21 protein-coding genes are annotated in these 22,339 nt (G+C 70.4%); 9 read left to right on the plus strand and 12 right to left on the minus strand.

Annotation, left to right across the window (positions count from 1 at the left end; genetic code table 11):
* Positions 1 to 58: 58 nt before the first annotated feature.
* Positions 59 to 412 carry a hypothetical protein gene (locus CVV72_RS17835; RefSeq protein ID WP_219153439.1) on the minus strand — a complete coding sequence of 118 codons (354 nt, stop codon included), beginning with the start codon at positions 410 to 412 and terminating at the stop codon, positions 59 to 61.
* Positions 413 to 684: 272 nt separating this feature from the next.
* On the opposite strand from CVV72_RS17835, the gene CVV72_RS17840 reads away from it, so the two are divergent.
* Genes CVV72_RS17840 through CVV72_RS17850 form a run of 3 tightly spaced genes read left to right on the plus strand, consistent with a single transcriptional unit; the run spans position 685 to position 5,562 of the window.
* Positions 685 to 1,764, plus strand: coding sequence for a MoxR family ATPase (locus tag CVV72_RS17840; protein WP_219153440.1), 1,080 nt, complete (start codon positions 685 to 687; stop codon positions 1,762 to 1,764).
* Positions 1,765 to 1,783: 19 nt separating this feature from the next.
* Positions 1,784 to 3,058 carry a DUF58 domain-containing protein gene (locus CVV72_RS17845; protein ID WP_034312086.1) on the plus strand — a complete coding sequence of 425 codons (1,275 nt, stop codon included), beginning with the start codon at positions 1,784 to 1,786 and terminating at the stop codon, positions 3,056 to 3,058.
* On the plus strand, positions 3,055 to 5,562 hold the full coding sequence (locus CVV72_RS17850; protein ID WP_219153441.1) for a DUF3488 and transglutaminase-like domain-containing protein: 2,508 nt from the start codon (positions 3,055 to 3,057) through the stop codon (positions 5,560 to 5,562). The genes CVV72_RS17845 and CVV72_RS17850 overlap by 4 nt, the downstream gene beginning before the upstream one ends.
* A 179-nt stretch (positions 5,563 to 5,741) precedes the next feature.
* On the opposite strand, the gene CVV72_RS17855 is transcribed toward CVV72_RS17850, so the two are convergent.
* The 3 genes from CVV72_RS17855 to CVV72_RS17865 all read right to left on the minus strand — a co-directional run bounded on the left by CVV72_RS17855 (position 5,742) and on the right by CVV72_RS17865 (position 8,410).
* Complete coding sequence (locus tag CVV72_RS17855; RefSeq protein WP_219153442.1) at positions 5,742 to 6,155, minus strand: DUF3040 domain-containing protein; 414 nt, start codon at positions 6,153 to 6,155, stop codon at positions 5,742 to 5,744.
* A 197-nt stretch (positions 6,156 to 6,352) separates the two neighbouring features.
* Positions 6,353 to 7,570 carry a DNA polymerase IV gene (dinB, locus tag CVV72_RS17860; protein WP_219154005.1) on the minus strand — a complete coding sequence of 406 codons (1,218 nt, stop codon included), beginning with the start codon at positions 7,568 to 7,570 and terminating at the stop codon, positions 6,353 to 6,355.
* A 108-nt stretch (positions 7,571 to 7,678) separates the two neighbouring features.
* Complete coding sequence (locus CVV72_RS17865) at positions 7,679 to 8,410, minus strand: methyltransferase domain-containing protein (protein WP_219153443.1); 732 nt, start codon at positions 8,408 to 8,410, stop codon at positions 7,679 to 7,681.
* Positions 8,411 to 8,519: 109 nt separating this feature from the next.
* Here CVV72_RS17865 and CVV72_RS17870 point away from each other — a divergent pair, with 109 nt between their 5' ends.
* From CVV72_RS17870 to CVV72_RS17890, 5 genes are all read left to right on the plus strand, one after another.
* The gene (locus CVV72_RS17870) at positions 8,520 to 9,377 is read left to right on the plus strand and encodes a ParA family protein (protein WP_034312098.1); all 858 of its coding nucleotides are present in this window, start codon (positions 8,520 to 8,522) and stop codon (positions 9,375 to 9,377) included.
* Positions 9,378 to 9,383: 6 nt separating this feature from the next.
* Positions 9,384 to 10,187, plus strand: coding sequence for a DNA-formamidopyrimidine glycosylase family protein (locus tag CVV72_RS17875; RefSeq protein WP_219153444.1), 804 nt, complete (start codon positions 9,384 to 9,386; stop codon positions 10,185 to 10,187).
* Positions 10,188 to 10,313: 126 nt separating this feature from the next.
* Complete coding sequence (add, locus tag CVV72_RS17880) at positions 10,314 to 11,363, plus strand: adenosine deaminase (RefSeq protein ID WP_219153445.1); 1,050 nt, start codon at positions 10,314 to 10,316, stop codon at positions 11,361 to 11,363.
* A gap of 355 nt (positions 11,364 to 11,718) precedes the next feature.
* Positions 11,719 to 12,279: a GNAT family N-acetyltransferase gene (locus CVV72_RS17885; RefSeq protein WP_219153446.1), complete on the plus strand. Its 561-nt coding sequence runs from the start codon at positions 11,719 to 11,721 to the stop codon at positions 12,277 to 12,279.
* 187 nt (positions 12,280 to 12,466) lie between these two features.
* Positions 12,467 to 13,516: a quinone-dependent dihydroorotate dehydrogenase gene (locus tag CVV72_RS17890; protein ID WP_219153447.1), complete on the plus strand. Its 1,050-nt coding sequence runs from the start codon at positions 12,467 to 12,469 to the stop codon at positions 13,514 to 13,516.
* On the opposite strand, the gene CVV72_RS17895 is transcribed toward CVV72_RS17890, so the two are convergent.
* The 4 genes from CVV72_RS17895 to CVV72_RS17910 form a co-directional block, all read right to left on the minus strand.
* Complete coding sequence (locus CVV72_RS17895) at positions 13,476 to 15,110, minus strand: amidase family protein (RefSeq protein WP_219153448.1); 1,635 nt, start codon at positions 15,108 to 15,110, stop codon at positions 13,476 to 13,478. The genes CVV72_RS17890 and CVV72_RS17895 overlap by 41 nt on opposite strands.
* Positions 15,111 to 15,505: 395 nt before the next feature.
* Positions 15,506 to 16,489: a hypothetical protein gene (locus CVV72_RS17900; RefSeq protein ID WP_219153449.1), complete on the minus strand. Its 984-nt coding sequence runs from the start codon at positions 16,487 to 16,489 to the stop codon at positions 15,506 to 15,508.
* 72 nt (positions 16,490 to 16,561) lie between these two features.
* A complete protein-coding gene (locus CVV72_RS17905; RefSeq protein WP_126737591.1) occupies positions 16,562 to 17,407 on the minus strand; it encodes a PspA/IM30 family protein in 846 nt (281 codons plus the stop codon).
* A 194-nt stretch (positions 17,408 to 17,601) separates the two neighbouring features.
* Positions 17,602 to 18,483 (minus strand): RNA polymerase sigma-70 factor, encoded by an 882-nt coding sequence (locus tag CVV72_RS17910; protein WP_219153450.1) that lies wholly within the window; start codon positions 18,481 to 18,483, stop codon positions 17,602 to 17,604.
* A gap of 169 nt (positions 18,484 to 18,652) precedes the next feature.
* Between CVV72_RS17910 and CVV72_RS17915 the strand changes: the two genes are divergently transcribed.
* Positions 18,653 to 19,138 (plus strand): carboxymuconolactone decarboxylase family protein, encoded by a 486-nt coding sequence (locus CVV72_RS17915; protein ID WP_219153451.1) that lies wholly within the window; start codon positions 18,653 to 18,655, stop codon positions 19,136 to 19,138.
* A gap of 51 nt (positions 19,139 to 19,189) precedes the next feature.
* On the opposite strand, the gene CVV72_RS17920 is transcribed toward CVV72_RS17915, so the two are convergent.
* The 4 genes from CVV72_RS17920 to rimO all read right to left on the minus strand — a co-directional run bounded on the left by CVV72_RS17920 (position 19,190) and on the right by rimO (position 22,337).
* A complete protein-coding gene (locus CVV72_RS17920) occupies positions 19,190 to 19,636 on the minus strand; it encodes a helix-turn-helix domain-containing protein (protein ID WP_199745438.1) in 447 nt (148 codons plus the stop codon).
* 101 nt (positions 19,637 to 19,737) lie between these two features.
* A complete protein-coding gene (locus CVV72_RS17925) occupies positions 19,738 to 20,199 on the minus strand; it encodes a CinA family protein (protein WP_219153452.1) in 462 nt (153 codons plus the stop codon).
* A gap of 51 nt (positions 20,200 to 20,250) precedes the next feature.
* The gene (gene pgsA / locus CVV72_RS17930) at positions 20,251 to 20,892 is read right to left on the minus strand and encodes a CDP-diacylglycerol--glycerol-3-phosphate 3-phosphatidyltransferase (RefSeq protein WP_219153453.1); all 642 of its coding nucleotides are present in this window, start codon (positions 20,890 to 20,892) and stop codon (positions 20,251 to 20,253) included.
* The gene (gene rimO, locus CVV72_RS17935) at positions 20,889 to 22,337 is read right to left on the minus strand and encodes a 30S ribosomal protein S12 methylthiotransferase RimO (RefSeq protein WP_034312129.1); all 1,449 of its coding nucleotides are present in this window, start codon (positions 22,335 to 22,337) and stop codon (positions 20,889 to 20,891) included. The genes pgsA and rimO overlap by 4 nt, the downstream gene beginning before the upstream one ends.
* Positions 22,338 to 22,339 lie beyond the last annotated feature (2 nt).

Raw genomic sequence — 22,339 nt, forward strand, 5'->3', positions numbered from 1 at the left:
GGCGGACACCGTGAGGACCGTGAGGACGCCGAGTGCGGCAAGGCACGACTTCATGGGTTCAGCCGCCGACACAGTCCACATCCGCCGCCGCTTGTTCATCCTGTCGGGTGTACCGGGCCAGCGCCTTCTCGATCCGGTTCTTGAGCGCCTCGAGTTCTTTGCCGAACGCCGTGAGCGCTTCGACCGCGGAGCCTTCGGCGCCGATCCCGTACTGCGCCATGAATCGGCCGACCTCGTCCGCGTATCCCCCGCCGAGGGGAACCGTGCGGCCGAGCACCTTGGCCTCGCGGACCATCTGGCCGACCACGTCCTGCAGGGCGGAGATCTTCACGTGGGCGTCCGCCGCCAGCTCCGGCGCGACCGCGAATCCGCTCAGATCGAACCGGGGTTTGGCGGTACTCACCTCGCTCATATGCGATTACGCCTCTCCGTAGTCGAGCGACCTCGCACCGGAGCATACGACAAAACCCCGCGTCAGCGGGAGCACCCGAAAACGCGCTCAGCTCACCCGATCGAGGTAAGGTCTCCGGTTGCACAGAGTCATCGACTGGGGTTGGCGGGGTTCCCCCCACGAGTTCGCCCGAGTTTGACACACTTCGTGGGAGGCTGACCGCTGCCCGGGGGACCGAAACGGTCCGGCAGAGGACCCAGCGGGAATCCAGCCACGTGGCATCAGGAGGTCGAGTGACGTCGAGAATCCAGTCTGCGACGCCCGGCGAACACCAGGGCGAGCAGGCAACCGGGCAAGCGCCGTACCCCACGGGCGTCGGCTCGGTCAGCGGTCGGCAGAACGGCCGTGAAGGCAGAGCGTCGCTGGACGAACTGCACGAGACCGCGCGGCGGATCGCCGCCAACGTGGAGCGGGTACTGGTCGGCAAACCCGACGTCATCCGCATCGCGCTCGTGACCCTGCTCGCCGAAGGCCACCTCCTCGTCGAAGACGTCCCCGGGGTCGGCAAGACCTCGCTGGCGAAGGCGCTGGCCCGCTCGATCGACTGCACCGTCAGCCGGATCCAGTTCACCCCCGACCTGTTGCCCAGCGACGTCACCGGGGTGTCCATCTACAACCGGCAGAGCGGCGAGTTCGAGTTCCGGCCCGGCCCCGTGTTCGCGAACATCGTGGTCGGCGACGAGATCAACCGCGCCTCGCCGAAGACGCAGTCGGCCCTGCTCGAATGCATGGAAGAGCACCAGGTCACCGTCGACACCTCGACCTACCACCTCGAAGAGCCGTTCATGGTGATCGCCACCCAGAACCCCATCGAGATGGAGGGCACCTACGCGCTGCCCGAGGCCCAGCGGGACCGGTTCACCGCGCGGGTGTCCATCGGCTACCCCGACCAGCAGGCCGAGCTGGCCATGGTCGACGAGCACGCCGGGCACAACCCGCTGGCCGATCTCGAGCCCGTCTCCGATCGCGAGTCGGTGCAGCGGCTGATCGAGACGGTGCGGTCGGTGCACATGTCGCCCGAGATCCGCCGCTACGCCGTCGACCTGGTGGCCGCTACCCGCCAGGTGCCGGAGATCCGCCTCGGCGCCTCGCCGCGGGCGACCCTGCAGCTGGTCCGCGCGGCCCGCGCGCAGGCCGCGCTCTCGGGCCGTGAGTTCGTCGTCCCGGACGACCTGCACACGGTCGCGGTCCCGGTGCTGGCGCACCGCATGGTGCTCACCACCGAGGCGCACGCCGCCCGCCGGTCGGCCACCGACGTGGTCCGCGCGATCCTGCACCGCGTCCCGGTCCCGCAGGGCTCGAACCACCGCTGACATACGAGGAATAGCGCCCATGCTGCGTGCTCTGTCCGGCCTGACCACACGCGGCCGCTGCCTCCTCGCCGCCGGTGTGGCCGCGGCGGCTTGCTCGTTCGTGCTCAACGAACGGGATCTGCTGCGGGTCGCGGTGTTCGTCGTCGCCCTGCCGCTGCTGGTCGCCTTCTTCATCTCGGCGACCCGGCTGCGGCTGGGCGCGGCCCGCTCGCTGCGCCCGGAACGGGTCGCGGTCGGTTCTCCGGGCGAGGTCCAGCTCGAACTCTGGCGCGACGGCAGGCTCCCGGCGGGTGAGGTGCTGCTCGAAGACGGCGTGCCCTACGCGCTGGGTTCGCGGCCGCGGTTCGTCGTCGAACGCCTTCCCCACGACCGCCGGGTCGCGCTGCGCTACCCGCTGCAGCCGGTGCTGCGCGGGGTCCAGCAGGTCGGTCCGCTGCGGGCGACGATCACCGACCCGTTCGGGCTGTGCGAGTTCGAACGTGAGCTGATCGGGCATTCCCGGCTGGTCGTCGTGCCGAAGGTGGTCGGCCTGTGGGGCCTGCCCAGCGGCGCCGGGATCGGTGCCGGCGACGACGGCAGCATCCGCCTGCACGCCGGTCAGGGCGAATCGGACGTGATCGTCCGGCAGTACCGGCAGGGCGACGACCTGCGGAAGGTCCACTGGCGTTCGACCGCCCGCCGCGACGAGATCATGGTCCGCGTCGAGGAGCGGCCGTGGCGCGGCGGCACCACGGTGCTGCTGGACCACCGCGCGGCGGCGCACCACGGCACCGGCCCCGCGGCGAGCCTCGAATGGGCCGTCTCGTTCGCCGCTTCCGTGTCGCTGCACCTGCGCCGCTCCGGCCACCGGGTCCGGCTGATCACCGAACACGGCCAGACCCTGGCCGACACCCCCGGCGAGGGAGGCGAGCACTACGACAACGTCGTGCTCGACGTCCTCGCCGCGCTCCAGCCCGCGCACCAGCGCGACATCACCCTCGGCCACGACCCGGCCGAGGGACAGGAACTCATCGCGGTGCTCGGCACCGTCAGCAACGAATCCGTGCACGAGCTGTCCCGGTACCGCCCGCGCGGGATCCGGAGCCTCGCCGTGCTGCTCGACACCCCCGGCTGGTCCTCCGGCGTCAACCGGCCCGAAAACCGTGCCGCCGCCACCGAAGAATCGGTGGCGCTGCTGCGAGCCGCAGGCTGGGGCGTCGTCGTCGCCGGCCCCGGCTCGCCCATGCCGCAGGTCTGGGCCGAGCTCTGCCAGACGGCCACCCGCCGGGGCACGCTGATCGGAGGCGGCCTGTGACCGCGACCGCGCCACCCCGGCCGCACACCCCCCAGCCTCGGCCGTCCGCCCCGCCCCCGGTCTGGACGAGCAGTGTCCTCGCGCCGGTCGCCGCCGGGCTCGCCACGCTGTTCGCCTCGACCTCGCTCACCGGTGTCGTCTCCGGCTGGGCGTGGTTCGGCTACCTGCTGGTCGCCGTCGTACTGATCGCCTCGACCGGGCTCGCCCTGCGCTCGCTGCGCGCGCCGACCATCGTCGTCGGCTTGGCGCAGCTGCTGGTGCTGCTGTTGCTGATCACCGGGGCGTTCACCACCAGCGGGATCCTGAAGATCTTCCCCGGCCCGGACGCGTTCGGGGAGCTGCGTGGCGTCCTCGCCGCGGCGGCCGAGCAGATCCGCGTCGGTCTCCCGCCGATCGAGGGCACCCCGCCGATCCTCTGCCTGATCACCATCGCGATCGGCCTGGTCGCGGTCCTGGTCGACACGCTGGCCGTGGCCGCCGCCGCGCCCGCCGCGACCGGTCTGGTCCTGCTGTGCGTGTACGCCGTCCCCGCCGCGCTGGCCGAGGACATGTTGCCGTGGTGGACGTTCCTGCTCGGCGCGGCCGCGTTCGCCGCCCTGCTCGCCGTGGACGGCAACCACCGGCATCGCCGCTGGCGCAACCGGGACGCGCCAGGACTGGGCAACTCCGCGAGCACGTTGTCGGCCCCCGTCGGCGTGGTGGCCGCCGCGATCGCGATGGGCCTGGTGATCGGCACGGCCGTCACCGGGGTCGGCACGGTCGGCAGCCTTCCTGGCGGGACCGGCTCGGGCCGCGGCGGCGCCGGCGGGTTCGGTGTCGAGCCGTTCACGCAGCTGCGCGGCCTGCTCGACCAGGGCGAGAACGTGGAGCTGTTCAAGGTCTACGGCATGGGCGCGGACAAACGGCTGCTGCGCGCGTTCACCCTCGACACGTACACGCCGAACAAGGGCTGGGGGCTCGCGCAGAACGGCCGCGCCCAGCAGGGTGTGCAGGCCAACAAGGGCCTTCCGCCCGCTCCGGGCGACGACGGCTCCGGTCCCGCGCGGGAGATCCGGATCGAACCGACGAACTGGGTCGACAACTGGCTGCCGATCTACGGCGCGCCGCGGTCGCTCACCGGGCTGGCCGACAACTGGCTGTACGACCCCGTCGGCGGCGCCGTGTTCACCACGACCAAGCAGAACGCGCCCGCCTACACCGAGACCGCGTCCATCCAGAATCCGTCGAAGGACGAGCTCCGGCTCGACGACGCGCGCCTGGCCGAGGTACCGCAGCAGTTCACCCAGGTCGACCGCGTCGATCCCCGCGTGGTCGCGAAGGCCAAGCAGCTGACGGAAAACGAGACCAACAACTTCGACAAGGCGCAGGCGCTCTGGTCTTTCTTCACCGCGCAGAACGGTTTCGTCTACGACACCAAGACCGCCGACGCCACCGACTCCGACGCGCTCGCCGACTTCATCCTCAACGGCAAACGCGGGTTCTGCGAGCAGTACGCGTCCGCGATGGCCGTGATGCTCCGGTCGGTCGGCATCCCGGCACGGGTCGCCATCGGCTTCACTTCCGGGACCCCGAAGGGCGACTACCTCTCGATCACCTCGGAGGACGCGCACGCGTGGGTCGAGGTCTACTTCCAGACGAAGGGCTGGGTCAGCTTCGACCCGACCCCGCTGCTCGACGGCCGCGCGGTCGTTCCGCCGTACCTGCAGAACGACACCAGCAGCTCGACGACCAACGACACCCAGGAGGTGCCGAGCGCGCCCGCGTCGAGCGCCCCCGCCACCGGCACTCCCCGCGACCCCGGCGCCGACCTCGGCGCGGACGGCGGCACGGGCCAGCAGGAGGAAGAGCCGCTGTGGCCGGCGATCCTCGCCGGGATCCTCGGTGGGCTGGCCGCCGCGCTGACCGTGGTGGTGATCGTGCGGTCGCGCTTGCGGTACCGGACGCTGATGCGGTCGTCCTCGTCCCCGGAATCGCCCGCACCGGAACACGCGTTCCTGGACAACCAGCACGTGACGAACTGGCTGCCGCTGATCGTGATCGGGCTGTGGGTGGCGGCGTTGGCGTTCCTGGCGGCGTGGGTGTCGTGGTGGTTCGCGCTGGCGCTCGTGATCGTCCTTGGCGGGCTCGGCACGCCGACGACGATCCGGGAGATCAAGCGACGGCTGCGGTTGCAGAAGATCGCGTCCCGCTCCCCCGCCGCGGCCGACGCGGCGTGGCGCGAACTGATGGACGAATGCGCGGACCGCGGCCTGCCGCTCTCCGACGGCGACACGGTGCGCGTGGCGGGCCGGAAGGTCGTCGAGAAGCACCGGCTGGACGAGGAGGGCCGCACCGGCCTGCGGACGGTCATCGGTGTCGTGGAACGGTCCTGGTACTCGGATCAGCCCGCGGACGACCAGACGCTGGGCCCGGCCTTCGACGAGGTTCGCAAGAGCCTGAAGCGGAACGCGCCGATGTCGTGGAAGGGCCGCCTGTTCCCGCGCTCCCTGCGGCGAGGCAAGTAGGCGGCTGGTTGCGGCGGCGGGCGTCCGGTCCCGCCGCTCCAAGTACGTGAAGGCCCCCTTCACTGCGCTAGACGCAGTGAAGGGGGCCTCCACGTACTCGCGGCGGGTTCCTGCCACTCACGACAACGCGAACATGCCGACAGGGCAAGGCCCTGCCGGCATGTTCGCGTGTGTGGGAGCTATTGCTCCTCGAAGCGCTGGCGGAAGCGCTCTTCCATGCGCTGGGTGAACGAGCTTCGGCGCGGGGACGTCTTACCGCCACCGCCGCCGGCCCCCGGGCCACCGCTGTCCTTGCCGCCTTCCGGTTCGGCTCCTTGCCGAATCGATGTGACGGCCATCATGACTCCGAAGAACATCACGAGGAACCCGAGCACGCTGATCACGGGGATCTCGGCGACCCGGATGTTGACCACCACGCCGAGCACCAACAGTGCGACGCCCACTACGAACAGGGCGATGCCCTGCAAACGCCGTCGGCGGGCGGGGCGGCGCAACCGGGTGCCTCGCACCGTGGATGCGAACTTGGGGTCCTCGGCATAGAGCTCGCGCTCGATCTGATCGAGCAGCCGCTGCTCATGCTCGGAGAGTGGCATCTTTCCTCCTCCGGCACAGCTGTCGCGGGCGCCGGGCCGCGCAACGTCATGGACCCAACAGACAACCCCAGGCGGGGTGTCTCTGTCCAGGATACGAGCCCCGCGCTCGTCCGACTACCCGATCCCGTATCCAGAAGGGATCGAATTGGGCGAAACCACCCGGCTCGGCTCTCTCGAAGACGGTCGAGCAGGTGATGTCACTGGTCACGGGGGGTCAGCAGTGACGCGGGGCGCACCGCGGCGGCGCCGAACTTCGACCTCGCGACGTCGGCGGCGACTTCCGCATCCCGCCAACGGGGTTCGGGTGTTGCGAAAAGCAGCTGCTCTCCATCACTCTCCGTGTCCAAACCCTCGACCCTTACCCCGATCAGGCGGACTGCGCCCGTCGGCGCGTGCTCGGTGAGGAGTTCGACGGCGGTGCGGTGGATGTCGCGGGCCACATCCACTCCGACGGCGGTTGTCCTGGCGCGGGTGATCGTCTTGAAGTCCGCGAACCGCACCTTGATCGACACCGTCCGCCCGCGCAGCCCGCGGCGGCGCAGGGTGGCGGCGACGCGTTCCGACAGCCGGAGCAGTTCCAGCCCGAGCACCGAGCGGTCGTGGAGATCCACGTCGAAGGTCACTTCGGCACCGATCGACTTGTCCGGCGACTCCGGGACGACCTTGCGCTCGTCGTGCCCGTTCGCGAGCGCGTACAGATGCTCCCCCAGCGCCCGCCCGAGCGAGCGCCTCAGCCTGGGCAGCGGAGCGGCCGCGACGTCGGCGACGGTGTCGAGGCCCTGCTGCCGCAGTTGTTCCTCGGTGCGCTTGCCGACACCCCACAGCGCCGACACGGGCAACGGACGCAGGAACGCGAGCGTCTCGGCCGAGGGGACGACGACCATGCCGTCCGGTTTGGCCATCCCGGACGCCAGCTTGGCGACGAACTTGACCTTCGCGACGCCGACCGAGCAGCTGATCCCGAAGTCGGCGGCCACGCGTTCCCGGATCCAGGCACCGAGCCGCGCGGGCGAGGAGTCCAGCCGCTTGAGCGCCCCGCTGACGTCCAGGAACGCCTCGTCCAGGCTCAGCGGCTCCACCAGTGGCGTCAGCTCGCGAAAGACCCCCATGACGCCCTGGGACACCTCGCCGTAGAGCCCCGGCGTCGGCGTGATGCAGATCAGCTGGGGGCAGAGCCGCTTGGCGGTCGAGAACGGCATGGCCGACCGGACGCCGAACTCGCGCGCCGCGTAGCTCGCCGCCGCGACGACGGACCTCGGCCCGCCACCGGACACGACCACCGGCTTGCCGGCGAGCTCCGGGCGCGTGCGCAGCTCGCAGGACACGAAGAAGGCGTCCATGTCGACGTGCAGCAGGCCGCAGCCGGTGTCGTCCGGCCAGGTGGTGGCCCCGGTCGTCACGCGGTAGCGGGCCATCCCACCGGGCAGTTCAGCGTTTCGTCCCACGGGCAGACGCTAGCCCGGACCACCGACAGTCTCGTGAGTGGTAAGGACGGTTCTAACCGTCCTTACCACTCACGAGAGTCATGGGCGGTGGGCCAGGACGTGCAGCCTGCTGGAGATGTCCCGCAGCGGCGGAACCGACGCCGCCGCCAGCTCGAACTCGGCCAGGTCCTCTTCCCGCACCCCACCGGGCACGAAGTCCGCCACGACACCGTCGCCCTGCAGCGACGTCACCTCGAGCCCGACCGCGATCAGCTGGGCGCGGAGGCCCTCCGCGTCGAAGCGCCGCAGCACGGTCTCGCGTCCGCCGCCGAGGACACCGCTCTCGGCCGCGAGGAGTTCCCGCGCCTCGCCGAGCCGCCCGGCCAGCGCGCGCTGCAGGATCGCCGCGTGCCGGTTCGCCACCAGCACCGAGACCGCTCCGCCGGGTTTGACGGCGGCGGCCAGCGCGGTGAGCACGAGCGCCGGGTCGTCGACGACCTCGAGCAGCCCGTGCGCGAGCACGAGATCGGCCGAGCCTGCCGCGACGTGGGCGCCGAGCGCGTCGGAGTCGTCGGCGATCACCGTGATGCTGCCGGAGACGCCCTCTTCCTCGGCGCGGCGGCGCAGGGTCGCCAGCGCGTTGGGGTTCGGCTCGACCACGGTCACCAGGCAACCCGCCGAGGCCAGCGGCACCGCCCAGCCGCCGCTGCCGCCGCCGACGTCGACGACGTGCGGCTGTTGTGCGCCTCGCGCCCGTGCGGCCCGGAGTTCTGCTTCGAGAACCCGGCGAACCGCCCCCGATCCCCGCGTGGCCACGGTGTCCGTCTTCATAAACGCACAGGGTAATGCCCGCCTTCCGGACGCCGCCGGGTGTAGTCCGATGCGGTGTTCGACACCTTGCCAAGGAGCCACCCCGCCGACTGCCCGTAGGCTGTATCGAGTGCACACGGTCGCTGTTCTCAGCCTGAAGGGTGGCGTCGGTAAAACGACGGTCGCCCTCGGTGTCGCGTCCGCCGCGCTGCGTAGGGGCGCCCGGACTCTCGTGGCCGACCTCGACCCGCAAGGCAACGCCACCACCTCGCTGGACCCGCCCTTCACCGATCGCACGCTGGCCGACGTCCTGGAGACGCCGGTGCGCTCGGTGCTCGAACGCGCGATCGCGCCCAGCGTGTGGAGCGACCAGATCGACGTCCTCGTCGGTGCCGAAGAGCTGGAGATGCTCAACGAACCGGACGCCGACAACCGCCGTTTGGAGAACCTCTCCCGCGCGCTCGACGAACTGCACACGAATCCGCTGCGCGAAGAACCCTACGAACTGGTGATCCTCGACTGCCCGCCGTCGCTCGGCAGGCTGACCCGCTCCGCGCTCGTGGCCGCGGACAGTGCCCTGATCGTCACCGAGCCCACGATGTACGCCGTCTCCGGCGCGCGCCGCGCGCTCGACGCGATCGAGAAGATCCGCGAAGAGCAGAACCCCGGGCTGCGGCCGATCGGCGTCGTGGTCAACAAGCTCCGCGTGCGCTCCTACGAGCATCAGTTCCGCGTGGCCGAGCTGCGGGAGAACTTCGGCCCGCTGGTGATGCCGACGGCCATCCCGGACCGGCTCGCGGTGCAGCAGGCGCAGGGCGCGTGCAGCCCGATCCACGAGTGGCACTCCCCCGGTGCGCAGGAGATCGCGCTCACCTTCAACATGGTGCTGGCGAAGGTCCTGCGTTCGAGCCGGGCCGGACGGCATCGCGTCCGTGGCGAAGAAGAGCCCGAAGCACCCGCCAAGCTGAGCGACACCGGCACGGGCTGACGTCCGATGCCCGAAGGCGACACCGTCTTCCTCGCCGGCAAGGTCCTCGACAAGGCGCTGGCCGGGAAGACCCTGCTGCGAGGCGAGTTCAGGGTCCCTCAGCTGGCCACGACGGATCTCGCCGGACGCGACGTGCTCGGCGTCGGCACGGTCGGCAAGCATCTGCTGACCCGCCTCTCCGGCGACCTCACCCTGCACAGCCATCTGCGCATGGACGGCAAGTGGGACGTCTATCGGGCGGGCGCGCGCTGGCGGCATCCGGCGCATCACGCGAGAGTCATCCTCGCCACCGAGGATCTGCAGGCGATCGGCTTCCGCGTGCACGACCTCCAACTCGTGCCCACGGACGAAGAAGACCGGCTGGTCGGCCACCTCGGCCCCGATCTCCTCGATCCACAATGGACGGACGAACTCGCGGAACGCGCGGCGGCGGCGCTGGCCGCGGACCCGGATCGCGAATTGGGCGACGCCCTGCTGGATCAGCGGATCATGGCGGGCATCGGGAACATGTACAAGGTCGAGATGTGCTTCCTGCTCGGCGTCACACCCTGGACACCGGTGTCCGAAGTGGACCCGGCGAAGGTCGTCGCGCTCGGCCGCAAACTGCTGAAGGCCAACGCCTGGCGCACCTCGCAGACCACCACCGGCGATCTGCGGCGCGGCCGCGAACACTGGGTCTACGAGCGGACCAAGCAGGGCTGCTTCCGTTGCGGCGGACGGCTTCGCGTCGCGCCACAGGGCGCCGGGCACCAGGCGAGGCCGACGTGGTTCTGCCCGAAATGCCAGTCCGGGCCCGCCCCGAGCGGCTAAGCTGGCCTCGTGACGCTGTTCAAGCTCCCGCTCTACGGGGCCGACACCGAACGCGGCGACCTCGCTCCCTGAGCCGCCCGCTCCCTCCGCACGTCACCTTTCTCTTCTCTCTCAGGGAGCTTTGTCATGCCCGGAATCCTCACGGGCACGGCGCTGCGCGCGTTCGTGCACGCCCTGCCCAAGGTCGAACTCCACGTCCACCTCGTCGGTTCGGCGAGCCTGCCCACGGTGCTGGAACTGGCCCGCCGCCGCCCGTCCGCGGGGGTGCCGACAGAACCGGCGGCGCTCGCCGAGTTCTTCACCTTCCGCGATTTCCCGCATTTCCTCCGCAACTACCTCGCGGTGACGTCGCTGGTGCGCGACGCCCGCGACATCCACACCCTCGTCACCGGGCTGGCCTCGGATCTGGCCGCGCAGAACGCTCGCTACGCGGAAGTGACCGTGACGCCGTACAACCACGTCCTCGACGGCATGTCGACGGACGATCTCCTCACCGGTCTCGCGACCGGACGGGCGGCGGCCAGGGCGGACCACGGCGTGGAACTGGCCTGGTGCTTCGACATCCCCGGCGAGAAAGGGGTCGTCGCCGGGCGGGAGACGGTGGTGTTCGCGCTCCGCGAACGCCCCGAAGGCCTGGTGTCCTTCGGGCTCGGAGGCCCCGAGGTCGGCGTCGGCCGCGCGCAGTTCGCCCCCTTCTTCACCGCGGCCAGGGAGGCGGGGCTGCACAGCGTCCCGCACGCGGGCGAGACCACCGGCCCCGCCACCGTCTGGTCGGCGGTGCACGATCTCGGCGCCGAACGGATCGGGCACGGCATCGGCGCGCACACCGATCCGGCGCTCCTGGAATACCTTGCCGTGCAACGGATCACGTTGGAGGTCTGCCCGACATCGAACGTGCGGACCGGGCAGTGCGCGTCGATCGCGGCGCATCCCGTGCGACGGCTGCTCGATCACGGCGTGCCGGTCACGCTCAACACCGACGACCCGCCGATGTTCGGCGCCACCCTCGACGGCGAGTACGTGGCGGTGGCCGAAACCCTGAAGCTGACGGCGGCCGAAATCGCCCTGTTCGCGAAGAATGCGGTGGAAGCCGCTTTTCTGCCCTCGGCGGACAAGAAGGCCCTGACGGCGGAGATCGAAGAAATCTTGTTGCAGGACCCCGAACTCCTCGCATAGTTTGGCGGTACACGAGAGAGGAGGTGGTCCAAAGTTGTATTCCAACAGGACTCGTGAGGTGGCTGTCCGCTAGCGGACCCCACGCGTAGGACTTCAGAGCAGCGATACAACGCAAGTTGGAGCCACCTTCGGCTCGTCGTCTCTGCTTCGCGTGATGCCTGACAGCGAATACCAGGCAGTCACCGGGCCCCCGAGGTTCCCGAGCACCGGTCCGGCTCGGGCCCGGCCGCCGATTCCGGCGTCCGGGAGCCGCCTCGGGGGTACCCCTATTTCCGGGTGTGCCGCCCGCCGCTCCGAAAGACCGTCCGCCGCGGTTCCGCCACCGCGAACCCTGCCGACTGGATAGCCTGACGCCATGCTGAGGCCCGATTTCCCGATCATCACCCAGCGCCTGACCCTCCGCGCCTTCACCCCGGCGGATCTCGACGAACTCAATTCCTTCCAGTCCCGCGCCGACGTCGCCCGCTACCTCTACTGGGGGCCGCGCAGCCGGGCCGAATCCGCCGCCGCGCTCGCCAAACGGGTGCACAGCAGCACCCTGTCGAAGGAAGGCCAGTTCCTCGCGGTGGCCGCGGAACTGACCGAGACCGGGCAGCTCATCGGCGACCTGAACCTCGAATACCTCAGCAGTGAGCATCGCCAGGGCGAGATCGGGTTCGTCTTCCATCCCGACCACCACGGGAAGGGGCTCGCCGCCGAGGCGGCCGTCGAGGTGCTGCGGCTCGGGTTCGAGGACCTCGGCCTGCACCGGATCATCGGCCGCTGTGACGGGCGCAACACCTCGTCCGCCGCGCTGATGGAACGCCTCGGCATGAAGAAGGAAGCCCATCTGCGGCAGAACGAGATCGTGAAGGGCGAGTGGTGTGACGAACTCGTCTTCGCGATGCTCGAAGACGAGTGGAAGACGAGCCGCTAGGCCGTGTCCGGCAAGTCTGTTCGATGGGCTTCGTGATCCAGGTGGTTCCTGGCGGTGCGGGCGGATCGGCCTCGTACCGGGGTCGTACTCGGCCGCGTCCGCCCGTGCCGCCAGGGACCGCCTGGGCGCGGAGACCGCGGACAGACTTGCCGGACACGGCCTACACGCCACCAGGCATGATGGGGCCGTGCTCTTCGACAAGATCGTCCGCCCCGCTCTCTACCGGGTCTCCGGCAGCGACCCCGAAACCGTGCACGAACGCACCATCGGCACGCTCGCCAGGCTGAGCCGGGTCTCCCCCGCGCTCGCCGCGCTCGGCCGCGTCTACCGGACGGACGATCCGGTCACCTTCCTCGGGCTCCGCTTCCCGAACCGGGTCGGCCTCGCCGCCGGGATGGACAAGAACGGCCGCGCCCTGCATGCCTGGCCCGCGCTCGGCTTCGGTTTCGTCGAGGTCGGCACGGTCACCCGGCATCCGCAGCCGGGCAACGACAAACCGCGGCTGTTCACCCTCGCCGAGACCGACGCGGTGATCAACCGGATGGGCTTCAACAACGAAGGCGCGGCGGCACTCGCCGCCCGCCTCGCCGAGACCGGGAAACCTCCCGTGCCGCTCGGCGTCAGCATCGGCAAGTCCAAGGTGACCCCGCTCGGCGAGGCCGTCGAGGACTACCGGTTCTCACTGCGGACCCTGTACCCGTACGCCGACTACTTCGCGATCAACGTCAGTTCCCCGAACACGCCCGGGCTGCGGGCCCTGCAGGACAAGTCCGCGCTGGCCGAGCTGCTCGGCGAGCTGCGGAAGACCTCGGCCGAGCTCGCCGGCGACGCGAAGCCGACTCCGGTGCTGGTGAAGGTCGCCCCCGACCTCACCGACGAAGCGCTCGCGGAACTGCTGGAGGTCTGCCTCGAACATGGTGTCGCCGGGCTGATCGCGACCAACACGACGCTGTCCCGAGAAGGGATCGCGCCCACCGAGGCGGCCATCGGGGAGCAAGCGGGCGGGCTCTCCGGTCGCCCGCTCACGGCACGCTCGGTCGAGGTGGTGCGGTTCGTGCACGACGAGACCGGCGGCAAGCTGCCGATCATCGGCGTCGGCGGGATCTTCGACGCCGGCGCCGCCGCCCGGATGCTCGACGCCGGCGCCGGCCTGATCCAGCTCTACACCGGTTTCGCCCTGCACGGTCCCGGCCTGGTCAAGCGGGTCGCCCGAGGTCTCGCGGCCCGGCCGTACTGACGAACCTCAGGTAGGCACGCCAGCACTGGTATCTCGTCAGCTCCGTCGCCGTCGCCGCGGCGGCCTGGTCGCACAGGACCGCCAGCGGCGTTTCCCCGGTCTCCAGCCGGATCCGGCCCAGGACGAACGGGGCGGGCAGGGTGGCCGCGAAGGCGCCGAGCGCGGCGGGCGAGAGCCTCCAGCGTTCACCCGAAAGCATCGTGTGCTCGCCCGTGGCGCTCACCGGCACCACCCCCGGCTGGGGCGGATCGGTGGGCAGCAGCAGCATCCGGTAGCCCTCGCCGGTCCGGACCAGGCCGGTGAACCGGGCCCCGGCGGCGACCAGGCTTCCGTTCAACGGCTGCCCGCGCAGCTGCGCGCCGAACACGACGAGATCCGCACCCGGTGCGGGGTAAGGGAAATCGGCCTGTTCGTCGGTGAGCACGGCGGCGAGGTCGATGGCGATCTGGTCGTCGAACGGCCGCACCACCACGGAAACCCCGTACGGTCCCAGATCCGACGGCGACGACGGCACCGTGACCGCGGCGAGGTCGAGCAGGTTGACGAACGCCGTGTACCGCTCCAGCCGTTTCGCGACACCGTCCGGATCGGACAACGCCTCGGCGACCGAGGGATGATCCGCGACCGTCGGGAGCAGGAGGGCGTCGTACTCCGACAGCATCCGGAGCGCGAGCATCCCGGCCTCGGCGACGCGCTGCCTGTCGGCGGTGAAGCCGTCGTCGTGGATCAACCCGCCCACCGTCAGCAGTGCCGACACCTCCACCGTCTCCACCCGGGCACCGGACGCCCGCAGCGCCGAAACCGCGCCGAGGAAGGCGGACCGGGATTGCAGGGACAGACCGGTCAGCGTGTCGGAGCCCGGGATCGCCACCCTCGGCCGGTCACCCGCGGACAGCCGGACATCCGGGGGCCAGTCGCGGGCGAGCGGGTCGATCCCGTCCGGACCGGTCATCAGTCCCAGTGCGCGCTGTCCCAGGGTGAGGCTGCGGGCGAACAGGGCGATCCCGGCGCACGGCGCGGCGCCGGTCTTCGGCACGAGGCCCAGCGTCGGCTTCAATCCGACGATCCCGTTGAGGGAAGCGGGAATCCGGCCCGCTCCGGCGGTGTCCGTGCCGACCGCCAGGTCCACGAGGCCGAGCGCGACGGCGACGGCCGCGCCGCTGCTCGCGCTCCCGGAGACCCGCTCTGTGTTCAGCGCGGCGCTCACGGCGCCGTACGGGCTGTGGGTGTGTTCGAGGTCGCCGCCGAACCGGTCGCAGTTGGTCTTGCCGATCACGACCGCCCCGGCCGCGGTCAGCCGGGACACGGAGGTGGCGCCGACGCAGCCGACGTCCTCCCCCGCCGTGGGAAGGCCGGCCACGTCGATGACGTCGGCGACCGCCGCCAGCGTTCCCGCGAGCGGCAGGTCCGCGCCCGCACGAAGACGTTCGTCCACCGCCTTCGCGTCCACGAGGGCGTCTTCCACCGGGCGGAGGGTGATCCAGACGTCGGGCCGGTCGACCTCGGCGATCCGGTCGTAGGCGGCTATGACGCGCTGATACGAACTGGGAGGAGGAGCGGGGGTCGGTTCTGGTTCCGGGGGGAGCGTCGTCACTGGGCGTCCTTTCCTCGGTGGGGACGAGAAAGACCACTGCGCGAGATCCACTGTGTCCGGTCCGCCACCCTGGGACGCCCGCTCACGCGGGCTGGGTTCAGGCCCGAGCTGGGAAGAGCACTGCGTGCATGTGAGAAACGTTAGGCATCGCGGGTCGCCGTCACCAGCGGATTCGGGTCACGCGAGCGTTTCGGTATCACACAGTGAGCGAGTCGTTACGCAATGGAGTATTAGCGACGACGAATGAGACGATGGTCCAGGAAAGCGCCTGCTCAGAGCCTACCCGACGGCGTAACTCGCGTGATCGAACTCGTAACTCACGTGCTTGAAGGCGTAACTCGTGAGTTACGCGCTCAAGCACGCGAGATACGTCTCCAAGCACGCGTGTCGCGGGTTCAGGAGAGTTCGCGCAGCGCCATGGCGAGACCGGCGAGCTTGTCGGTCGCGTCGGACAGTTGTTCCTTGGACGACGTCATGCCGTCCGAGCTCGCGGCGACGGTGTGACCGGCGGCCGCGACGAGACCTCCGTAGCCGTCGAGACCGTCGTCGAGCTGCTCGCGCAGTTGTTTGACGGCGGCGTCCAGGGCGCCGCGTTCCCGCTCGGGCGCCGCGTCACGTCCGCGTTCGATGGCCTGGATCCGGCCCGCCAGCGCGCGCAGGGCCTGCGCCGCCTCGGTGGCGGTGGTGCGCGCGTCCGCGACGGCGATCTCCGAGACCGGCATGGTGCCGAGCGACGTCGGCTGCGAAAGCTGGCGAAGCAGCTCCGCCAGCGAAGCCTCGCTCTCGGCGAGACGCTCCATCGGCTCCCGCGCCACGGACCGTGCCGGAGGCAGCGGCGGCGGAGCGGCGGGCGCGGCGGGCAGCACGGTGCGGTTCAGCGTCCGCAGCCGCAGCCCCGACTTGACCCCGAAGGTGCCGAAGATGATGGCGAACGCGCCGCCCGCGATGGCCTGGAGGACGTCGGCCTGGCCGTCCTTCAACAAGCCGGTGCCCGCGACGACGGCGAACAGTCCGCAAAGGAAGGTGAGGAGGATCCAGAACGTCAGCGCTCGCGAAGTCCGGCGCTTGCGGCGCTCCAGTTTGGCGGCGGGTTCGTTCCAGCGCGCCCATTTGGCCTTCGCGTCGGCGACGACCGGGATCTGCCCCGCGGCCATCGACGTCAGCTGCTGAGAGATCTTCGGCATGGCCGGCATCGGCGGCATCTGCGGGCGCGGCTTGGGCGGCGCCGGCCGGGCGGGCCGCGAAGATCCCTGCTCGGAGGGCGGGATGTAGCGCTGCAGCTTCTCCTGCGCGCGCTGGGCGTAGTCGGGCAGCTTTTCGATGTGCTTCTCAAGCTTGGCGGTGAACTCCCCGAAGTCCTTGCGCCTGCCCTGGCCCATGCCCTCTCCCCTGTCTTCAACTGAGACCGGTCCCGCACCCGCGTGGGTGCGGGACCGGCTCTAGGTGGTGTGTCAGGCGGGGTTCTTGCCCTGTTCGGCCTGAACCCGTGCCTGGATCTCACGCTGGATGTCCGCGGAGCTCGAGCCCTTCGCCGGTGCGGCGGCGGTCTTGCCGTCGGTCACCTGAGCGACGGAATCACCCTTCATGGACGCGCGGATCTGCTCCAGCCGCGAGTGCCCCGCGAGCTGCGTCGTGGAGGCCTGGACCTCCATCATCCGGCCCTGGACGGAGTTCTGTGCGAGTTCGGCCGAGCCCAGCGCGGTGGTGTAGCGCTTCTCGATCTTGTCGCGAACGTCTTCCAGTGACGGGGTGTTGCCCGGCGCGGCCAGCTGGCTCATCTGGTTCAGCGAGGCGGAGACCTGCTCCTGCATCTTCGCCTGCTCCAGCTGCGAGAGCAGCTTGGTGCGCTCGGCCAGCTTCTGCTGCAGCATGGTCGCGTTGCGCTCGACGGCCTTCTTCGCCTGCTCCGCAGCCTGAAGCGACTGGTCGTGCAGGGTCTTGAGGTCCTCGATGCTCTGCTCGGCGGTGACGAGCTGCGCGGCGAAGCTCTCCGCCGCGTTCTCGAACTCGGTCGCCTTCTGCTCGTCGCCCTTGGCACGCGCCTCGTCGGCGAGCACCAGCGCCTGGCGGGTCGAAGCCTGCAGCTTCTCCACGTCGCCGAGCTGGCGGTTCAGCTTCATCTCCAGCTGACGCTGGTTACCGATCACCGAGGCGGCCTGCTGGGTCAGCGCCTGGTGGTTGCGCTGCGCCTCCTCGATGGCCTGCTGGATCTGTACCTTCGGGTCGGCGTGCTCGTCGATCTTCGACGAGAACGCCGCCATCATGTACTTCCAGAACTTCACGAACGGGTTGGCCATCTCCTCCGCCTGCCTTCTCGCATCCCACGGGCTGTTACCTCGAGGTGGGGCGTCCCCTCTGTGATGTTGCAACGTCCCGACCCCGGCGTTGAGTTCCATCGTGTCAGGTCGGCGTCCCGCGTTCCAGGCGACCCCGACGGAATTCAGGGATCCCCCTGACTGTGATGTCCACGACCTTTCGGGTGGACCCTCCGTCAGCGGCGCAGCGCGGTCTCCTCGTCCAGGCGTGACAGCTTCTCGGGATTGCGCACGGCGTAGAGCCCGGTGATGAGCCCGTCCTCCACCCGCAGCGCGACGACGGTGTCGACCTCGTCGCCGAGCCGGAGGATCAGCGCGGGATGGCCGTTGACCTGAGCGGTACGCATCGTCGCCCGGTCGTCGCGGATCGGACGGCTCGCCGCCAGCAGCGGCGCGACCAGCGCGGCACCGACCACGGGCTCCAGCACAACTCGCACGACACCGCCCCCGTCACCGAGGAAGACGACGTCCGGAGCGAGGACGTCGAGCAGTCCTTGCAGGTCACCCGTCCGGACCGCGCGGTGGAACGCGTCGAGCACGTCCTTGGTCTCGCCGGGCGACGCGGCGCCACGCGGCCGCCGCGCGGCGACGTGCGCCCGCGCCCGGTGGGCGATCTGGTGGACCGCGGCCGGGGTCTTGCCGACGGCTTCGGCGATCTCGCCGTAGGGGACGTCGAACACCTCGCGCAGCACGAACACCGCGCGTTCGGTCGGGGTGAGGGTCTCGAGCACCAGCAACATGGCCATCGAGACGCTGTCGGCCAGTTCGACGTCGTCGGCCACGTCGGGGCTGGTCAGCAGGGGTTCGGGCAGCCACGGACCGACGTAGGACTCTTTGCGGCGGCCGAGCGTGCGCAGCCTCCCGAGCGCCTGCCTGGTGGCGATGCGGACCAGGTACGCCCGCGGGTTCTCCACGGTGCCGAGGTCGACCCCGGACCAGCGCAGCCACGTCTCCTGCAGGACGTCTTCGGCGTCGGCGGCCGAGCCGAGCATCTCGTAGGCGACCGTGAACGGCAGGTTCCGGTGGGCGACGAACGCCTCAGTGGCGGTGCCGGACATGGACGGCTCCTGTTCTCGGCGACGGTGTCCCCACCAGACGCCGAGTCCCCTCGATTCCTGACACGTCGAGGCCGTGGCGCGCGTCACGGTCGGGTGCTGTCAGCGAACGTGGGTCACCGGCGTCTGGTGGTCGTCCGGTTCAGCACACGACCACGAAGAGGACGAGACCATGGATTCCCGTTTCGCTCTGAACGACAACGAGCTCGGCGCCAAGCTCGGCAAGCGTTTCGCCAACGTCAGTGTGGCCATCAAGGGTTCGCCCCTGCCGAAGGTCACCCAGGAGCTGGTGTCCCTGCGGGCCAGCCAGCTCAACGGCTGCGGTTTCTGCGTCGACGCCCACGCCAAGGACCTGGCCGCCGCCGGCGAACCCGCGGTCCGCGTCAACCTGGTCGCCGCCTGGCGCGTGTCCACGGTGTTCACCGAGGCCGAGCGGGCCGCGCTGGTCCTCGCCGAGGAAGGCAGCAGGCTCGCCGACGCGCATCAGGGTGTCTCCGACGAAACCTGGGACCGGGTGCGGAAACACTACGACGACGACCAGATCGCCGCGCTGATCTACCTGGTCGCGATGATCAACGCCGCCAACCGGCTGCTGGTCATCACGCACACCAAGGGCGGCTCCTACCAGGCGGGCACGTTCGACGACGCCGCGAACTGACGGCAAAGGCCCCAGGCTGACTGCCTGGGGCCTTTGCCGTTCACAGCGTCGCTAGGCGGCGACCATCTTCGGTGCGGAGATCGTCGTCCGCAGTGCGGGGCTCATCCGCGGCGGCGGCGAGATCCGCAGGTCGGCCAGGTCGTTGCCGATCAGCTCGGACACCAGACGGCCACCTTCGAGGCCCGCTTCGGCGCCTTCCCGCTCCGGAGCGCGCCGCTTGCCCGCTTCGACCTTCTCGTCCACCGGGGCGACCTCGACGTTGTCCATCGCCGAGACGTCCGCCGCGACCTTGTGCAGGAGTTCGCCCAGCGGAAGGTCCAGGGCCTCGCAAATGGACGCCAGCAGCTCGCTGGACGCCTCCTTCTGCCCGCGCTCGACCTCGGACAGGTAACCGAGGCTCACCCTGGCGGCGCGGGAGATGTCCCGCAGCGTTCGACGCTGGTTCGTGCGGGCGTGTCGGAGCCGGTCGCCGATCGCCTCGCGCAACAGCACGGTCATCACGCGCCTCCCTTCCAGGACTGACTACCCCCTACGTTACCCAGAGCGGTGCCCTGGGCGCAGGTGTTGACACGGCAATACGCCAAGGGCGAACGCGGCGATCATGCGAGTTGTTCCCCCAGCAGGGCGAACGCGCCCGAGACCGCACCGGCCCTGACCGAGGCTCGATCACCGCGTAAGTCCAGCGTGCAGACGGTGAGCACCCCCGGGCCCGCGAGGCCGACGTGGACGGTGCCCGGCTCGACGCCGTCCTGTCCGTCCGGACCCGCGACACCGGTCAGGCCGAGCCCCCAAGTGGCACCGCACCGGTCTCTCGCGCCGACGGCCAACTGCGCCGCGACCTCGGGATGTACGGCGCCATACGCGGTAAGGAGGTCTTCGTCGACCCCGGCCAGCTTCGCCTTGAGGTCGGTGGCGTAGACCACCAGCCCGCCTCGGACGGCGGCACTCGATCCGGGGACCTCGGTCAACGTCGCGCAGACCAGTCCGGCGGTCAGCGACTCGGCCGTCGCCACCGTCTCCCCACGCTCGATCAGGTGAGTGATCAAGGTCTCAGGTTCCATCCATGCCCCCGCCGCCACCCTCAGCGGACGCGCTGCGCGCGGCTGTGCCTGTCATAAGCCCGCGGCACGCCTTCCGGCGGCACGAAGCCGGACCGCGCGCACGACGTAGTCGAGCCCGGTCACGACGGTCAGCACGAGCGCGAGCCCCATCAGCACCCAGCGCACCGGCTCGGCGGAGGCGGGCAGGGGCAGCAGATACGCGGTGATGGCCGCGATCTGTGCGAGGGTCTTGGCCTTGCCGCCCCGGCTGGCCGGGATGACGCCGTGCCGGATCACCCAGAACCGCAGCAGCGTCACGCCGATCTCGCGGATCGCGATGACGATGGTGACCCACCAGCCCAGTTCGCCGAGCACGCTCAGCCCGATCAGCGCGGCGCCGATCAGCGCCTTGTCCGCGATCGGGTCGGCGATCTTGCCGAAGTCGGTGATCAGCCCGTATTTGCGCGCGACCCAGCCGTCGACCTGGTCGGTGAACGACGCGATCGCGAACAGCGCGGTGGCGATCGCGCGCCAGAAGGTGTCCGTCCCGTCGCCGGTGAACAGCGCCAGCACGAACAGCGGCACCAGCACCAGCCGCGACATCGTGAGCAGGTTCGCCAGGTTCAGGGTCGGGACCGGGGTGGCCTCGGGGACCCTGGCGTGCTCACCGCCCGTCCCCTCACCGGCCCCGGCGTCGCTCGGGGCGGCATTCACCGGTCGGCCTCGGGCGGCGCGGGCCGCACGATCAGGTCGACGCCCTCGGAGTCGACGACCTCGCAGCGCACGAAGTCACCCACCGCCAGCGGAGGCAGGTCTTCCGTCTCGATCAGGACGCATTCGCCGTCGACCTCGGGCGCCTGGTGCGCGGCGCGGCCGATCGGGTCCTCGCCGTCCTCGGCCTGCTCGATCAGGACGTCGACGAAGTCGCCGATCCGGTCCTCGGCCCGCTGCGACGTCAGCTCCTCGACCAGCGCGGAGATCCGCGCGACCCGCTCGGCCACCACGGACTCGTCGAGTTTGCCGTCGAAGGTCTCGGCCTCGGTGCCGTCCTCGTCCGAGTACCCGAAGACGCCCACCGCGTCCAGCCGCGCGCCGGTCAGGAAGCGCTCCAGCTCGGCGAGGTCCTCTTCGGTCTCGCCGGGGAAACCGACGATGACGTTCGTGCGGATGCCCGCGTTGGGCGAGTGCTCCCGGATCTGGTCGCACAGCGCGAGGAAGGAGTCCGTGGAGCCGAAGCGGCGCATGCGGCGCAGCACGGTCTCGCTGGAGTGCTGGAAGGAGAGGTCGAAGTAGTCGGCGACGCCCGGAGTGGTCGCGATGGCCTTGACCAGGCCGGGACGCGTCTCGGCGGGCTGCAGGTAGGACACGCGGACGCGTTCGATCCCCGGCACCGCGGCCAGGCGCGGGACCAGCAGTTCCAGCGCGCGGGCGCCGTCGCGGCCGAAGTCCTTGCCGTAGGAGGTGGAGTTCTCCGAGACGAGGAAGACCTCCTTGACGCCGTTCTCCGCGAGCCACATCGCCTCGGCGACGATCTCGTCCGGCTGCCGGGACACGAAGGACCCGCGGAACGACGGGATCGCGCAAAACGAGCAGCGGCGGTCACAGCCGGAGGCGATCTTCAGCGCGGCCACCGGGGAGGTGTCGAGCCTCGTCCGCAGTACGCGCGGGCCCCAGCCGTGCTGCGCGTGCCCGGGCACCTCGACCGACTCGGCGGCGGTCGGGCGCTGGACCGGGCTGATCGGCAGCAGCTTGCGGCGGTCGGACGGGGTGTGGGACTCGACCTTGCGGCCGGCCACGACGTCGTCGAGACGCTCGGCGAGGTCCGCGTAGTGGTCGAAACCCAGGACCGCGTCGGCCTCGGGCAGGCTCTCGGCCAGCTCGTTGCCGTAGCGCTCGGCCATACAGCCGACCGCGACGACCTTCTTGCCGGTGTCGGACGCCGCGAGCAGCGTGTCGACCGAGTCCTTCTTGGCGGACTCGACGAAACCGCAGGTGTTGACGACCACGACGTCGGAGTCCTCGGGCTCGGCGGCGAGCTCCCAGCCGCCCGCCGCCAGCCGTCCGGCGAGTTCCTCGGAATCGACCTCGTTGCGGGCGCAACCGAGGGTCAACAAGGAAACGCGACGGGTGGCGACAGGATCAGTGGTGGGAGAAGGCACGT

It is taken from the genome of Amycolatopsis sp. TNS106 (assembly GCF_019330265.1).
Lineage (GTDB): Bacteria > Actinomycetota > Actinomycetes > Mycobacteriales > Pseudonocardiaceae > Amycolatopsis > Amycolatopsis lurida.